This is a genomic window from Hungatella sp. SL.1.14, from assembly GCF_024460495.1.
GTDB lineage: Bacteria > Bacillota > Clostridia > Lachnospirales > Lachnospiraceae > Hungatella > Hungatella hathewayi.
In genome coordinates this window covers 63,905-80,232 of record NZ_JANFYJ010000006.1, presented here as the reverse complement: position 1 = coordinate 80,232, position 16,328 = coordinate 63,905, and the positions used below count along the sequence as shown (strand labels likewise).

The window sequence follows — 16,328 nt, the reverse complement described above, 5'->3', positions numbered from 1 at the left end:
TCTTCTATTCCTTCTAACAAACAAGCTGCCCATTCCATATAAAATTTTTCATGATGTTTCCTCCATTCATTATATTTCTTATATATGAATTAACTATCCAACTCAAGGTTCTCCCTATATAGAAGTTTTGAGATGAAATTTTATTTCTACATTATCAATAAATCATTAATCCTTTTCCTTTTCCATATCTGGTTCCGTCCCTGTCATACAGAACCGTATATTCCTTCTTCCCAACTCGCACCCCTTCTAAGAGAACATAATCCCACTCCGGCGGAATCATCGGTTTAACGGCCAAAGATATTTGCTGCGGATCAAGCCCCAGAAGTCCTGTTATGATCAAATCACAGTACATAGAATGATTGTAGTCCTTTCCACGTTCATACCCTCCTTTTTCCGCTTTCCACCCGTCCTTTTTCAGAATTTCCCTGGATATCCATTCTCCGGTTTCCGGATCAGAATCCTCATCGATCCATGGAATTTTCTTCCCAGATTCCGTGATGCGGTGCTGGCTTTCAGCATAGATTTTAAGCGCTCTATGATAATCTTTCTCTGTCACAATCTCCTGATGGTAATTTCGCAGGAGATTTGCCATTGCCACCAGTGCCTGGGACGTTGCAAAAGGCCATACCGGACCATTCCACAGACATTCGTGAGGAACTTCATATTTGTATCTGGGATGTGCCTGATCTGCTGTACAGAATCCGTATTTTCCCAGAAAATGCTTCTCATCCATAAGATAAGCAAATGCCTTTTCATATCCCGGATCCGGCAGATTAAAGTACCAGGGAATGTATCCGATTAGTTCCCTCACGTTATGTTCCATTGGGATTTTTTCAAAATCCAGAGTCTTACAGTTTAAAAATCGCCCTGGCTTCGGATCAATCTCTGCCGGAATCACCTGAAAGAAGTCTCCACTCCATAAGGTCTTTTGCATCTGCTTCTTTATATTCTCTGCTCTCTCTGCATATTCTTCCGCCAGACTCTTTCTCCCGGCTTTTTCCGCAAATTGGGAAATCGCCCTGGCATCTGCATACAGATACGAGTTCAGTGTGGGGCGAAATCCCGATCCACTGATAGAGAATTCCATGGCATCCCGATCATCGATGGACCAGAATAAACCAGTTTCCGTCCCATGTTCCTTTATCCAGCCCTCAAAATTATCTGTCAGGCTGTCCAAAAGTTCTGTCCCAAGGCTGTAATCATCCAAAACACAGCAGTAATCCCATAATGCATCTGCTATCCAGGTGCTGTAAGAGCGGATGTCCCCGCTCCCTTGCAGCCAGAAGCGTATTGTATCCTCCATGATCTGCTGTCCATTTCTCAGCCATCTTCCTTCCCTGATGTGAAACCCTGCGGCGCAGTTTATTGAATTATATTTCCCCGACCACGGAACCTCTGGCAAGAATTCCGTAATCAGATAACCTTCCGGAATTTTCTTAATATGCTTCCGATAAGTCCACCATCTAAAATAATAGATTTCCTCAATTACGGGATCGGGACATTCAAACAGCGGCACGTTGTCCTTTAGCCAGCCCAGCGCATGCTCATTATCAATCTCTTGCTTATAGACCTCCTCATCTTCGTTATTAAACTTTTGTATATATTCTTCCAGTCTCCTATCAAGAATCATATCTTCCTGAATTTCCTTTCTGTTTCTATTTATTAAAACTCAAAATCCCGCCCCTCATGAAATGCCAGTCCAATCTGCTCCGGCGCACCGTTTCGGCCATTATACCAAAGCATCCATTTTCCATCCCAAAATATAGTAAATGGCTTATAGCACGCACTTTTGTCAAAGCCTTCATCGGGAGCGATAATCGGATTTAATTCCGATCGTTCCCAGTTTCGAATACCATCCTTTGAACGTGCCATTCCGATCTGGGCATAGTCCTCATCATGATAACCGATATAAAACATATAGAAATATCCGTCCTTTTGAAATACCTGGCACCCAGCAGCTTTGTGCTTTTCCCACTCAATCTTTGGATCTGCTTGGAATATGGGATTTTCGGCATATTTTTTCCAGCTGATACCGTCCGAACTCTCCGCATAACCGATGGCATTGGGTTCATACTGTTCCCCTGCGGAATACCACATCTTCCAAAGTTTTTTCTCCTCCGATTCGGGGATTTTCCGATATCTCGCTGCACCAATATATCATGGATAAAAAGATGTCGGAGGCCAGTTACTATTTGTCTGAAACTACCCTTGACGTAAAGGAGATTGCTCAAAAGTTAGGCTTTAGCGACAGCCACAATTTCATGAAAGTCTATAAAAAGGAAACCGGGATGACTCCCTCGGAATACCGGAATTCTTTCCCAAACAGACTAAATTATGATAGCTGAAGCTAAGTCCGTATCCTGCATATCAGACAGTAAAAGTGCAAGTAGAAAAATGCTGGGTGCGCAGCCCATCGACTACCGCACCCGGCATTGATAGCAAATCGTTTCCTGGCAAATTCCGTATCGGCCATGGCTCCCAACTTGGCAAGCATATCGTGAGCCATATCCATTCCCTAAATATGAAATCAAACAGCACAATTACCTGCTACGGAGCCAATCCAGCACCATAATCTTCTATGTCTCTCTCCGTGTCCAGACTTGCATCTCATTTTCACCACGATTCGCCCAGGCATAATAAGGAATATATTGCAATTGTATTTGTTCTCCTCTTTTATCGTCCGCATCATAATACAGCGGTGTATTTTCTTTCAGCTTTGCAACCTGCTTTCGTCCGCTTAATTCTACGCAAACCATAGTAACCCCTGCAATATCCCTGTACATTGTTTTGACTTCCGCGTCCTTCACTATACTTAACAGATGCAGACTACTTCCATTATCCACTTCTTCCAGACAATACACCAGCGGTCCTCTCATAACCGCGTTCTTACCAATGTTCTCTCTGACAAACGGATTTGCTTCGATCAACCGGACCTCCATAGGAAACTGCAAATGAATTTCTTCCTCCTCTTCCCATTTCTTTGTCACATAAAGGTATCTCTCCTTCACCTTTATCGTTGCACCGTTAATTTTACTTAATTGATATGCCTCTCCCCATTCCGGAATGTGGAAAGCAATGGTACATACTTCCCGAACGCCTTTTACATATACATTCACTTTACCATTCCACGGAAACTCTGACTGAATCTTAACTTCCATCTCCTTTCCGTTTATCTGCTTTTTAAGGATAGCTCCTATATAAAGATGTATAAATATGGTATCCTCTTTTTCCGTATAGGCATAAGAACCTACAGAACTTAGCAGCCTTGCCACGTTAGGCGGACAACAGGCGCAGCCAAACCATTTCTGGCGCACTGGTTTTACATGAGATTTTCGTTCATCCCTATGACATGCTTCAGGAACCACCTCTAGGGGATTTACGTAGAAAAAGCTTTTTCCGTCTAATGCCATCCCACTTAATACTCCATTATAGAGCACACGTTCCATCACGTCCGCATACTGGGCATCCGGTCTTATTTGAAGCATTCTTCTTGCAAAAAATACAAGGCCGACCGATGCGCATGTTTCCGCATAGGCAGTATCATTTGGTAAGTCATAAGGAAAAGAAAAAGCCTCTCCTATATTTGTGCCTCCAATTCCACCGGTAATATACATTTTTCTGTTAACAATATCACTCCATAAACGCTCGCAGGCCTCATAAAGTGTTCTATCTTCCATACATCTGGCCGTATCTGCCATTCCGGAATAAAGATATACTGCCCGCACTGCATGCCCTACAGCCTCTGTCTGCTGTCTTACCGGCATATGTGCCTGTTGATAAGCATACCGGATATCCTCCTCATGACCTGCCTTTATAGATTCAGGATGTTCCAAATCAAAATAATAGGGCCTTGTTCCCCGTTCATTTATAAAAAAACTACCAAGCTTCAAATATTTTTCTTTTCCCGTTGCCTCATAAAGACGCACCAGAGCCATTTCTGCTATCTCATGTCCAGGATATCCTTTTCGCTTTCCTTCTTCCGATCCAAAATTCTGCAATATACAATCCGCATAGCGTTCTGCCGCCTTTAACAGCTTATCTTTTCCTGTTGCCTCAAAGTACGCAACCGCACCTTCCGCCAGATGCCCTAGGCAATATAATTCATGATAATCCCGTAGATTCGTAAAAGCCTTATTAATCCCATTAATAATATAATATGTATCCAGATAACCGTCATCCTGTTGAGCATTGCATACAATATCAATGCCTTGATCCGCGACTTTTTCCAACTCCGGATCCGGTTCCTGAGCCAGTGAATACCCTACAGCCTCAATCCATTTATAGAAATCGCTGTCCTGGAAAACATATCCATAAAACTCCTCTTTCAGTTCCTTCCTGTCTTCCGGTAGTATCTCAAATCCACGATCCGTATATGCGGGTTCCTTAAAAGCTTTTCCCTGACGTTTTCTTTCTTCACTACGTTTACCAGCCACTTTAAAATTGTGCATGCAAAAACTGGGCGGGGCTTCTTCAAGCTGGTCGTTCAAAGCTTTCCACTGGAACGGAATCATTTCCTTACGTACCAGTTCCATCTCGCTTTTCCAGAAGGAATCCGTAATACGAATCCTGTTTAATGGTATCGGACTGCTATATTCTATTTTATTCATATTTCCCCATTCCTCTCTTTCTGATGGCACCTATTCTGCCTGACATAGATTTATTCTTTTACGCCTCCCAAAGTAATACCCGTAACAAAATATTTTTGTAAAAAAGGATAAATACACAGAACAGGTACCATGGAAATAAATATCTTTGCTGCATTTAATGTTGTATTAGACATCATCGTCATCTGTTTCAGCTGTTCCGCAGTCATCTGCGATGCATCCAGTTGGAATACAAGCTGCTTAATATAGGTTTGGAGAGGATAGTGGGTTGCGCTTGTGGAGAGTACGAGTCCCTGAAAAAACTCATTCCATTGCGCCACAATAGTAAACAAAGCAATTGTCGCAAGAACTGGCTTCGACAGCGGAACCACAATGCGAAGCAGAATATACCAGGAGCCTGCACCATCCACCATAGCCGCCTCCTCCAGCTCTGTTGGAATGCCTTGAAAAAAGTTCACCATCAGTATAAGGTTGAATACTGGAATTCCTCCGCATATTGCCAGACCAAATACATTATTAATTAATCCGTAGCTCTTCATGACCATATACCACGGGATCGTTCCTCCAGAAAACATCATGCAGAAAACAAATACCCATAGTATTGAGTTTCTGGGAGGAAATTCTTTTTTGCTTTTTGCCAGAGGATAGGCTGCCATTGTCAATATAGGTAAAGTAGTGATAAGAGAAAGCACCACTCTTTTTAAAGCCACAAGAAAAGACAAGAAAAAATTCTTTTCTTTCATAATATCGCGGTAGGCATTTGCGGTGAAATCCACAGGCCAGAAAGCCACCCGTCCGGCTTCAGCAGCAGCTTTCGAACTGAATGATACTGCCAGATTATAAATCAGTGGTAAAAGACAGCTGAGCGCCAACGCTGTCAGAATTACTGCAAATAATGCATTTACCGCACTTTTACCTAATGTCTTTTTTTCTACCATATCATATTCTCCTTTAAAAAATGGTGTAATTGGCTTTTTTATTCGCTATGTAATAGGATGATGATATGAGTAAGAAACCGGCTACTGACTTTAATAATCCGACTGCTGTTGCCAAAGAAAACTGCATATCATTGAGTCCTACCCGATAAACCCATGTATCGATAATATCGCCTGTGGAATACACTGCCTGATTATACAGATTATAAATCTGATCGAATCCTGCATTTAAAATATTTCCAAGTGCCAGAATCGTCATCAGCACAATAACTGTTTTCAATCCCGGAAGCGTAATATGCAACATTCTCTTCCAACGGCCCGCACCATCAATTGCAGCCGCTTCATATAGACTCGGACTAATACCTGTCAATGCAGCCAGGTAAACGACTGCATTAAATCCGAATTCTTTCCAAACATCGGTCCCCACTGCCAGCCCCCGAAATAAATCCGCCCTCCGGAAAAATGCAATCTTCTCCAACCCCATGGACGATATAATGCTGTTAACAGGGCCATACAAGCCAAATACGTCCAAAAGAATACCGCCCATAACCACCCAGGAAATGAAATGGGGAAGATATACAATGGTCTGTACCGTTCTCTTAAAATACACGTTTTTTATCTCATTTAATAGAAGGGCAAATGCGACTGGAACAGCTACATTCAAAATCAGTTTAAATACCGCGATTACAATAGTATTAACAAAAATCTGCAACACATCTTTCATTTCAAACATATAACGGAAGTTTTCCAGACCTACAAATTCCGATCGAAGAATCCCTTTGCCCGGATTGAAATCCTGAAATGCCATAATGATACCAAACATAGGAACGATGTTAATGAAAAACATCCAGATTAATGCCGGACATACCATGAGCCAGTAAATTCCTGTCTTACCCTTGAAAAAAGCAGTTTGTTTTCTCTTCACCTTTTATCTCTCCTATCTTTTTATAAGAACCGCCGCATATTCTGCGGCGGTTCCCCGATTACTGATTCGCGGCTTCCTGCACTTCAGCTGTTATTTCATCTCCTCCCTCTGCTTTCCATTCTTTTACGAAAGTATCGAAAGAATCAACAGGCTCTTCTCCAATAATAATTTTCATAAATATTTCATCTTCTTTTTTCTTTAAATTTGTCCACTTCTTCTCCATTGTGGGTGTCTGTGTGTAAATCAAGCTGTATACTTTATTGACAACACCTGCTTCTTCCGCATCGGCAACAGCTCCTGAACCAACCAGAAGAGAATATATTCTTCCAGAGTTCACATCACTCATATTCCATGTATGGACATCAAAATCATCATATGGCACCTGTTTTACATCTTTTACGGTTGCAATATCATTGTCCAGAAGCTTATATGCAATATTGTCATATTCAGGGATTTCTTCCCCCTTTAAATATTTTCGTAACACCTGCATGGTAAAAGAATTCTCGTCCATCGGGGTAATAACGATCCTGCCCGGATAATATGAAGCATCCAGTGATTTTACATCCATCTTCGCTTCATCTCTACGCAAAAAATTATTCAATAGGAATGCTGCTTCCGGATGCTCATAGCCTTTGCGTACCACCACATACTGATTCGTTGGACTTCCCAACTTAGGATACCACTGTCCGTCTTTGGCTTCCGGCGCCGCATAAGCTACCCATGTTGCATCTGGATCATTTGCGATTGCTTCTGCCAGATTATATCCGAGCCACCATGGATAAAAAAAGATTCCGGCCTGTCCGCTCTTCCATGCTTCATCCGCATCTTTTCTGACTCCTAATTCCTGATCCAATGCGCCGTTCTTGTACATTTCCTGCAGTTTGCCCAAAGCTTCTTTAGTTTCAGCTGTTGTGGAACCATAAACCGCTTTACCATCTTCTCCCTTTATCCAAAATCCGGGATAAGACTGATATGCCTGAAAAATGCCATCAAGGGTACAGAGGTTATTGGAAGCCTGGAGGAAATCTCCATAAAGCCGATTATTTACCGTTGGTCCAAGAATTCCTACAGTTCTGTCGCCTCCCATCTTGTTATCAACAAAAGCCTTTGCAACAGTCTCCAACTCATCTACGGTCTTAGGAACTTCCAAACCCAGTTTATCCAGCCAGTCCTTCCGAATCCACATCAGACTATATCCGTCTGCCTCTGTATTCACACTTGGAAGTCCATACATCTTTCCATCCACCGTAGCAGCTGCCATCGACTTTCCATCAGTGGACTCGATATTCTGCCGGATGGTATCGGAAATAAACTGGTCATAATAAGGCGTTAAATCTTCTATCTGGTCTGACTTAATCAATTTTTTAAATTCATTTTCTCCAACCACCATGATATCCGGAAGGTCATTGGAGGCAATTGCCAGATTCAGCTTCTGTGAATAATCCGCTGTGGATGCCTGCCATTTTACCTTGATATCAATATTAATATTATCCTTTATATATCTGGTATACTGATTGTCTGTCGTAGACTGTCCTTCCGGAATTGTCATGGTCGGATTAATGGACTGAACGATTTCGACCGTAATCGGTTCCTTATATTTTCCAAATGGACTTGGATTTCCGTTCTCATCAATCGGAATATTTTCTTTTACCACATTCTTTAACGCTGACTCATCTTTTGTACCGCATCCCATTATCCCTGTGGTTACTGCCATACATGCCATTACAATACTGATGTAACTTTTAATTTTCATGTACGCTCCTCCTTATTTTTTCGAATTAATGCCTTTCGATTCGATAAGTTCATTATATAATTACTCCTCTTATCTTTGAACTCCTTTCAATCATGCATAAGTGGATTATGATGATTATATTAGTGATTTCAAAGCATCAAAGTCCACCTACTCAGTAAAATAATCCCCCCGCGTTAATTGACTTTCGATTTTTCTCTCCCTATAATGATACTAGAAAATTATTAAATTAACGATAAATCAATTGGAGAATAGTATTGAAATGAAAACTTGTCAGAAAAATTTGTCACTAAAAAAAAGAATCTTTATTTTATTCTTTTGCATTCTAACGCTCATGGTGTGTGCCTATATCTTTGTCATTACACGTTTTATTACGCAGTTTACTCAAAAACAATTGGATTTTGACTACAATACTATTTTATCAGAAGCCAGCGATACTTTAGAAAATATTCTGTGGAATCTCACACTTACCTCTCAGCAGCTTCTGGACAGCAAAGAGCTTCTGAAAAATATCGAATCTTACCTGAGTACCGAAGACCTCTTAGAAAAAAAAGACTGCTATTATGAAATGTTAAATACAGTATCATCTCTTACAATGTCAAATACCGATATTGCATTAATTTATCTTTATGATATCGATGAAAATGAAATTATTTATAATACGCTCCCTAACATAAAAAGCAGTGACTCGCCAGTTCTGTATCAAAATTCCGATTACACCTTTTATGGACCTGGTAAAAGCCAGAGCAACTTCGTCGGTTCCCCCGTCGTCTGCTTAAAACGACAGTTTGAAGATGAGAATGGGCATAGATTTCTTTTATCCATTGAATCAGGATACTATTCTCTTGATAAACCATTTCACTCTGCCGAACAAAAATCTTCCTATTTTATATTTACAGACGAAAAAAAATCGGTTATATATAACACGCTTCCCAAGTCATGGAATGTACCAGATATCATGAAAAGCCTGAGTTTAAATGCCCGTCATGACTTTCACTCTTTTTGCAAAACAGGTCCCCAAGGATGGTCTGTCTATATTGTAATACCCAATGATATATACGCTCATGATTACAGAATGGTACTGCGTGATTTTGGAATTTGTACGCTCATCATTTCCATTATTGTCAGTTTTCTTGCCATATACTTTTGGAAGAGTGTTTATCATCCTCTGCAATTATTTGATAATCAGCTGAATCGGCTGCTTTCCGATGACGATTCCCTGGAAGAGATTCATTCTTCTATCCCGGAATACGATCATTTACTCCAGAAAATATTGGTCCTTCAGCAGCAGATCCAGCAAATGATCCAACAATTTGTTAATCAGGAAAAGCTTCATTCACGGATGCAGCTGGAAAAACTGCGCGCACAGATTAACCCTCATTTCTTAATGAATACGCTGAACACACTTCACTGGATGGCGCTGATGAAACATGAAACAGAGATTGACCGTATTACCCAGTCCCTCTCTCATCTGCTTAGCTATAATTTGGACAAACAAAGTTATTCCACAAATCTGGAAAGGGAGCTCATGGCATTAAAAGAATATGTTACTTTGCAAAAAGTCCGGTATGCATTTCAATTTGATATCAGCTTTTATCCAGAAAATACCACATTGAACTATCCATGCCCTAAATTTATCCTGCAGCCATTAATCGAGAATTCCCTCAGCCACGGCTATCAGGAAAACATGGATATCTATCTCACTGTACATGTTAATGATTCTATTGAAATTATAATCAGGGATACCGGTGCCGGTATCCAGGAAAACACTCTGTTAAAATTACAGCAGTTGACTCCCATACCGGAATCTCATCTTTCCGACAACATGCAGTTTGGAATTGGGCTTCAGTATGTGGTTCAGAGTTTGAACGATTTTTATGGCGGCAATTATAATTTTTCCATTACAAGCAGTTTAGGGAACGGAACCGAGATTACACTGAATTTTCCAAAATTAAAGGGAGGCGGATATCATGCTGAAAATATTAATTATTGACGACGATGCACTGACGCGCAAAGGTATACAGACACTGATGCCTTGGAATGCGCATAACATGGAAATTATAGGAGAAGCTTCAAATGGGAAAAATGCCCTGGAATTTCTGGCAGATCACGATGTGGACTTAGTGTTGGTTGATTTAGATATGCCTATCATGGATGGGATGACTTTCATAGAACAGGCAAAGTCCTTATATCCGAATCTAAACTATGTGGTACTCACCATTCACACTGAATTTGAATATATACAAAATGCGCTGCGTATGGGAGCAATTGATTATATCGCCAAAACCCAGTTTGACCAGGAAAATTTTGATCAAATACTGAACCGTATCAATTCCAGCATTTCAAAAAAGCTATCACAAAAACAAGTACTTAATCCTAAATGGAAAGAAAGCAAAATTCTTTATCCTTTTATTTATGTACTTATTACAATGGAGACCGAAAGCGATGAACACATCTACCAGTTCTGGGATATGAATGGGCTTTCTGGCCGCTCAGATATTTTTGAAATCATTTCCGGGGGATGGGTATTCACCGATGAACGCAGCACGTTCCTGTTTCCAGAGTGCTTTCCAAATACCACACTGCTGTGTATCTCAGATGTAAGCGACCTGACTTACTCACAGTTAGGCGCTCTTTTGAGGAACTATAAAAAGGAACAATTTTTCTACGACTATCAACCGTTGCTTTTGATTAATCACAAACGTGCTTTTGAACTCCAGGAAAGTACCTATATCACGGACGAAGCTTCCTTGGAAAGTTTAAAAAATGAATGGATTTCTTTGAATTGGGTATATAGAAATGAACTTTTTGATAAGATTAAATTCGATTTAAAAAACAGCAAGCTGACTTTCTCAAAATTATATCACCTTCTGCTGTCATTGGAAAATGTCTGGAATGCCTCTTACTCCCAGATGACCGGACAATCACTTGAACTTCCCACAACATTCTATTGCTGGGAAGAGGTAGAAGCCTGGCTGATATCCGTTTATGAGAAGACAAATATGATCAGTGCATCATCGAAATATTCTCAGGATATAACCAATCATATTCTTGCAGTAAAGCAGTATATAGATTCTCATTTTTCGGCCAACATTGTCACAAGTGAAATTGCCCGGAAAGCACATATGAGCTATGGATATTTCAGCCGCTGTTTTCATGATATCATAGGCATCTCCTTCAGTGATTACTGTATTCAGCTTCGGATTAATAAGGCAAAAGATTATCTTCTTTCCACTGACGAGCCAATACAAAAGATTTCATTTTGCGTTGGATATAATGATGAAAAATATTTCAGCAGACTGTTTAAGAAAATAACCGGTTACAGTCCCAGTGATTACAGAAAATTGCACACGGAAGATTAATTATAACAGCGCATCACTTCCATTAAAGGACTGGGCAATTGAAATCTTATTTATTTCCAGCAATTATGCTCCCTCCTTTACAGTTTTTTGCTATGGATTTCCAACTCATACTTATTCCCGTTTCGCAAGTCAATTTTCTGTTCTGAATACTGGTAAGAAAATACGCAGGAGATCGCAAGGGCTTTAAATGCACTATTCCCAGCCCGTGTTGAGTAAAAATTTTCCATAACCTTGGCCTGTATATTCTGGGCCAAGGGCAATACTTGCCTCCTGATAAATATCCGGCGTAATCTGCTCTACTCCGGCAAATCCAATAGCCTGGCCCGTCCTTTTTTCATATACAAAATACGTATCGTGATTTTTCTGATATTTAATGGTATTGCGAATACGTTCCCTGTCCGCTGCTTCACTGTCTGTCACTCGCCATTGCATATACCGTGCTGCTTCTGGCTTGGACCATACATTTTTGTTTTCAAACCACTTTTGAGTTCAGCCTGTTAAATTTTCTTATTTATTACGCTAATTATCCTCTGCAAACGGAATAAATACTGGATGCTCATAGACATACTTGTCCCTGTTTTCCATCGCCCTCCCTTCGCTTATGGGTTTCGCATCTTCCGCATCATATTCATATTCTGTGGAATAAAATCAAGGCTGGTCCGCATCCTTCATCCTATCCTATATGACTGCTTCCACCAAATTGCGTTTCGATTCTTTATAAGTAAAGTAAGAGTAACTGGAATTACCAGCGCCACTGGAGCCCTCATGAGCAAGCATTCCATTTTTACAGAAATAGTATCTGCTCCTGAAATCGTAATCCATCCGCATTTTATCATTATGCTTTACAATATATTCTCTTGCGGCCGCTATCAGTTTCTCATAAGAACCGCTGTCTTTTATCCGACATTCCCAATCACCATCCTTTCCTTCTTTAAATGCGGTAAAGCCGTTATAATAGTTAAACAGATACACGGTGCCGTGTTCATCTTCTGCTTCTATAATAAACTCTTTAGCAGCTTCGTCGTCAATTACGGACAGGCTTCCGCTCTTAGATGGTGCCAATATCTGCCTGGAACTGATAATCGTATCATCCGGACCCACATCAATGATATTGACACTCCCCTGTTCCCTGTATCTGGCGTCAGTAGCATGAAACCATTCATTTTGTTTGGTTACCTCCGGTAAATAGCTGTCCCAGAAATCATCTATATCCTCACCGTCAATAACAAACGTATAGGGTGCCACTAATTTTAAGTTCTTATCTGTAAGCTTTAGTTCCTCTGGCTGCGCCCTGCTCTCTGCCGGGGGGGGGGCATTCTGCGAGGTTTCCACAGGCTTTTCCGATGTACAGCCAGATAGTAAAATGGCTGCTGCCATAGCCGTCAATAATAAACCTGCGGTCTTATTTTTTGTATACACTCTTCTCTTCCTCCCTACCCGGCAACCGGAATATTAGTAAACACGCTTATTACAATGCCATCTTTTACAAGAGCTGTTATACTGATCCGCCCCCCTGTTATAATGGAATTTTCTTTAACCGCCTCCTCTGGTATCCTGCCAAACTGGTATAGATAAATTGCATCATAATCCTGTGCCTGAAACGGACTGCCCGGGTCTTCCAGGAAAAGAGAATCTCTGGGATAATCCTCCTTACTGCAGGCGGTAAATGGAAGCGAGGTAATGACCATACTTGATACTCTTTTGAAGCAGTTCATCGCTGGAAAAGTAGTCTGGATATTGGTCCTGGATAAAACCGCACGCCTCGCTCCAGCGCCCATCCGCTCCCTCATCTCCAAGCGCTTCCAAAATAAAATGCCTATCCTGTTCCGCCTCGTCCTCTGCCTGCTTTTTCAGGTTATTTATAATCTCTTTTTTCTCCGTCCTGGTACTGCCGGCTTGGTCTTCAGCCTGAGGTTCGGAGCTGCCGGTTGTAACTTTTCCGGACTCAGCTGATGGTTCTTCCTTTGACGGTTCGGTGCTCTCTGACAAAGGGACCATTATGGAAGCTGGTTCTGTTTCAACCTTTGCATATTGTGAGCACCCCACTCCTAAGCTGCATACTATAAATAAGCTAACTATTGTAATAATTTTCTTCATACAGACTCTCCTCACATCGCATTTACCGTTTACCAACAATCGTATACAAAACGGTATTTCTTACTGTATTTTATTTTCTGGTAAGTGTTCCTTCATATACAATATGTAGATAAAAACCTTCTTTCATTTCCCCCTTCTTTAATGTTAAATTTCCAGCATATTCTCCCTCAAGTTTTTCATTGTACTCAGAATAATAAATATCCATAGGTATGGTACTTCCATCAAAAGAATAAACACTTATAATTTGCTTTTCGTATGAATCATCCAGCATATTATTTGCATAAGACGTAAAAGATAATGTTAAAAATATAGTCACTAAACTGAACATACAAATAAATTTTTTCATGTTTTTTCTCATGGCCTCCTCCTTGTAAAGCAGCATTTTTATCGTCCCTATCAATTTCTTTCTATACCTGTATCATTAAATGAATCCTCTTTTTCCGCCTCTCCGCTTGTGACGTCAATCTTCGGCCTGTTCTCTTCCCATGTAGGATTTCCCTCCTTCGCATCAAATCCCAATGGCAGATACTTTTGAGGAATCACTTTTTCATAATCAATATCTGTAAAATGATTACAAAAGGTCAATTCTACATAGACGATTTCCTGCTGCGCTTCATCTGCCAGTGCATAGATATATCCGTAATAGCTGGCATTCACAGCTAGAAGCGGGTAGGGAAAATCCGTTGCGCCATAAATCAAATAATCCGTTGGCCGCGGAATCTGTTTCAACCGCTCTGTCTCTGCTTTATAGTCATTTACATCGCAGCGATACACCAGATAACTGAGATAGCATGGGTCCCAGGGATTATAATACTCATAATAAAAATCTTCTACTTCTGCCGATTCCGGCAATTTTTCCGGAAATATGTTGTTAATTACCAGATATGACTCACTTGTTTTCTTCAGCTTGGAAGTATTACTGGTTCGGTGAATTCCCTGTGCGCCAAAATATGTCTCATAATCCTCTATATCTGTAACTATATTTTTCTCTACCCAATGGGTGATAATACAAACCACCGGGGTTACGATAATTCCTACCAGTAAAATAACAATCAGAACGATCCTCAGCTTCACTTTTGTTCTTTTATCCATTATACGCTCCCAGCCTCTGCCTGCCCAGAGCCATGATTACTCCGCTACTGGCCGGCGCAGCGTTCTTCTCCCATCCCACTTTTTATTTCTTTGCTTCTGCATTAGGAATAACAATAAGAGTACCCGGACATATCATATCCGCATTTTTGATCCTGTCCTGATTTCTTTCCAGAATATAAATCCAGTCATCACTGTCTGCATAATAGTGCCCGGCAATTTTTTGCAGGCTGTCGCCTTTCCTGATGGTATATGCCTCAAGGTCTGTCGGAGTAAGAAAATAGCAATCCGGCTTACTTTTATACAAATTGGTGACATAGCTCACCCTTGACGTATAGGTATATGTGCTTCCATCCTTTAAGGAGCGGACCGTGACAAGTGGGTACACCTCCAGGGTTGTTCCGCCATGGCTTTTCCAATCATAATCCTTTGGGAAATCCGGTATAATTGGAGGTTCTTCCGGTTCATTGCTGATGTAAGTGCATTGTTTTCCAGAACCGGATGCCGTACTTAACGGTACTGCCCTGTAATACGGCGTAATTTTCCCTCCCTCTATGACAGTCACATCCGCGTCGTCCGAAGTGAAATCCTTAATATGATATTCATAAGATATCTCGTAACCGTCTGCCATATCCATGAGGATCTGTCCGCCTGCAAGGTTCCGATACCTGCTCATATCATGGGTATTATCTATGAATCCTTTCCCGTCAGGCGACAGCAGAATTTCCCTGTAATGGAACTCATAATTAAATGTATCCGCAGCCGGGTTTTTCAGAGGCGGATGTAGGGAGCGTGTCTGCACAGCGTGGTTATCCTCACAGACCCTGGCAAATTCCTGTTCGTTCAGTCCGCTGCTTTCTGCGTAAGATGAAAAAGGAACTGCTGACAGAAGCGCAATAAAAAGGGAACACATTAATAGTTGGATTTTAATATGGTGTTTCATAGACTTTTTCTCCTATCCTGCCTTTGAGACAAAGATTTTACATCATTCGATACCATAAAACTGTATTTTCCACCCCTCCGATTTCTTAATCAGCTCTATTGTAAGCGATTGCACTGTATCGTCAGAGGCAGATTGTTTATACTGCATTGCAATCACACAAATATCATCCACATTTTTATTTCCAATATCAGAAATACCATTAATCGCTATGACTGAAATATCCGCTGATTTTTCGGGATTAGAATATACTTCTATATCCCAGTCATACGGATCTGTAAGATATTTTTTAATCTCCTCCACATCCCCGCTAAAATAGGCCGCTGAAAATGTTTCAACAATATCCTGAATCTCCTTAGCGTCTTCGGATAAAGCAGGATCTGTTATTTCGGTATCTGCGGTCTCTGTACGTTCCATGCCCTGCAATAATTCATCCGTCTGGCTTTCCTCTTCTGTTGTGTTTTCAATCGCATACTGACTGCTTGTTTCCACTGTTTCTAATACTGTTGACGAACTCTCTCCGATGTTTTTCTTATTGGCACAGCCTGCCAAAGAGATTAGGGTTATAAATAATAATAATGTATTCATTTGAATATTCTTCATAAACATACTCCTTCCTTCTGTCT

The 16,328-nt window shown here is 40.8% G+C and carries 17 protein-coding genes; 3 read left to right on the top strand and 14 right to left on the bottom strand.

Annotated elements, in window-relative coordinates:
* Window positions 1-154 precede the first annotated feature (154 nt).
* Together NE473_RS08415 and NE473_RS08410 are read right to left on the bottom strand one after the other, a co-directional pair.
* Window positions 155-1,630 carry an MGH1-like glycoside hydrolase domain-containing protein gene (locus NE473_RS08415; RefSeq protein ID WP_006776816.1) on the bottom strand — a complete coding sequence of 492 codons (1,476 nt, stop codon included), beginning with the start codon at window positions 1,628-1,630 and terminating at the stop codon, window positions 155-157.
* Window positions 1,631-1,662: 32 nt separating this feature from the next.
* Complete coding sequence (locus NE473_RS08410) at window positions 1,663-2,097, bottom strand: glycoside hydrolase family protein (RefSeq protein ID WP_006776817.1); 435 nt, start codon at window positions 2,095-2,097, stop codon at window positions 1,663-1,665.
* Between NE473_RS08410 and NE473_RS33115 the strand changes: the two genes are divergently transcribed.
* A complete protein-coding gene (locus tag NE473_RS33115; RefSeq protein WP_412349648.1) occupies window positions 2,082-2,345 on the top strand; it encodes a helix-turn-helix domain-containing protein in 264 nt (87 codons plus the stop codon). The two genes, NE473_RS08410 and NE473_RS33115, sit on opposite strands and share 16 nt — an antisense overlap.
* A 231-nt stretch (window positions 2,346-2,576) precedes the next feature.
* Here NE473_RS33115 and NE473_RS08405 read toward each other — a convergent pair whose 3' ends face one another.
* Genes NE473_RS08405 through NE473_RS08390 form a run of 4 tightly spaced genes read right to left on the bottom strand, consistent with a single transcriptional unit; the run spans window position 2,577 to window position 8,217 of the window.
* Complete coding sequence (locus NE473_RS08405; RefSeq protein WP_055650797.1) at window positions 2,577-4,607, bottom strand: glycoside hydrolase family 127 protein; 2,031 nt, start codon at window positions 4,605-4,607, stop codon at window positions 2,577-2,579.
* A 50-nt stretch (window positions 4,608-4,657) separates the two neighbouring features.
* On the bottom strand, window positions 4,658-5,542 hold the full coding sequence (locus NE473_RS08400; protein ID WP_055650796.1) for a carbohydrate ABC transporter permease: 885 nt from the start codon (window positions 5,540-5,542) through the stop codon (window positions 4,658-4,660).
* A gap of 13 nt (window positions 5,543-5,555) precedes the next feature.
* Window positions 5,556-6,464, bottom strand: coding sequence for an ABC transporter permease (locus tag NE473_RS08395; protein WP_412303988.1), 909 nt, complete (start codon window positions 6,462-6,464; stop codon window positions 5,556-5,558).
* A 58-nt stretch (window positions 6,465-6,522) separates the two neighbouring features.
* Window positions 6,523-8,217 carry an extracellular solute-binding protein gene (locus NE473_RS08390; RefSeq protein ID WP_006775214.1) on the bottom strand — a complete coding sequence of 565 codons (1,695 nt, stop codon included), beginning with the start codon at window positions 8,215-8,217 and terminating at the stop codon, window positions 6,523-6,525.
* A gap of 259 nt (window positions 8,218-8,476) precedes the next feature.
* Between NE473_RS08390 and NE473_RS08385 the strand changes: the two genes are divergently transcribed.
* Entirely contained in the window at window positions 8,477-10,207 is a 1,731-nt protein-coding gene (locus NE473_RS08385) for a sensor histidine kinase (RefSeq protein ID WP_006775215.1), read from the top strand.
* The gene (locus NE473_RS08380) at window positions 10,185-11,576 is read left to right on the top strand and encodes a response regulator transcription factor (protein ID WP_006775216.1); all 1,392 of its coding nucleotides are present in this window, start codon (window positions 10,185-10,187) and stop codon (window positions 11,574-11,576) included. The genes NE473_RS08385 and NE473_RS08380 overlap by 23 nt, the downstream gene beginning before the upstream one ends.
* Before the next feature lie 192 nt (window positions 11,577-11,768).
* Here the strand turns inward: NE473_RS08380 and NE473_RS08375 are convergent, their stop codons facing one another.
* The 8 genes from NE473_RS08375 to NE473_RS08340 form a co-directional block, all read right to left on the bottom strand.
* Window positions 11,769-12,008: a GNAT family N-acetyltransferase gene (locus tag NE473_RS08375; protein ID WP_006775217.1), complete on the bottom strand. Its 240-nt coding sequence runs from the start codon at window positions 12,006-12,008 to the stop codon at window positions 11,769-11,771.
* A gap of 246 nt (window positions 12,009-12,254) precedes the next feature.
* The gene (locus NE473_RS08370) at window positions 12,255-12,995 is read right to left on the bottom strand and encodes a hypothetical protein (RefSeq protein WP_256265207.1); all 741 of its coding nucleotides are present in this window, start codon (window positions 12,993-12,995) and stop codon (window positions 12,255-12,257) included.
* A 14-nt stretch (window positions 12,996-13,009) separates the two neighbouring features.
* On the bottom strand, window positions 13,010-13,264 hold the full coding sequence (locus tag NE473_RS08365) for a hypothetical protein (protein WP_006775220.1): 255 nt from the start codon (window positions 13,262-13,264) through the stop codon (window positions 13,010-13,012).
* Entirely contained in the window at window positions 13,227-13,673 is a 447-nt protein-coding gene (locus NE473_RS08360) for a hypothetical protein (RefSeq protein ID WP_006775221.1), read from the bottom strand. The genes NE473_RS08365 and NE473_RS08360 overlap by 38 nt, the downstream gene beginning before the upstream one ends.
* A gap of 70 nt (window positions 13,674-13,743) precedes the next feature.
* A complete protein-coding gene (locus NE473_RS08355) occupies window positions 13,744-14,031 on the bottom strand; it encodes a hypothetical protein (protein ID WP_055650795.1) in 288 nt (95 codons plus the stop codon).
* 38 nt (window positions 14,032-14,069) lie between these two features.
* Window positions 14,070-14,765, bottom strand: a complete 696-nt coding sequence (locus NE473_RS08350) for a hypothetical protein (RefSeq protein ID WP_006775223.1) — start codon at window positions 14,763-14,765, stop codon at window positions 14,070-14,072.
* Window positions 14,766-14,847: 82 nt separating this feature from the next.
* Entirely contained in the window at window positions 14,848-15,705 is an 858-nt protein-coding gene (locus NE473_RS08345; protein WP_006775224.1) for a LysM peptidoglycan-binding domain-containing protein, read from the bottom strand.
* Between the two features lie 42 nt (window positions 15,706-15,747).
* Entirely contained in the window at window positions 15,748-16,305 is a 558-nt protein-coding gene (locus tag NE473_RS08340) for a hypothetical protein (protein WP_147348847.1), read from the bottom strand.
* Window positions 16,306-16,328: the final 23 nt, after the last annotated feature.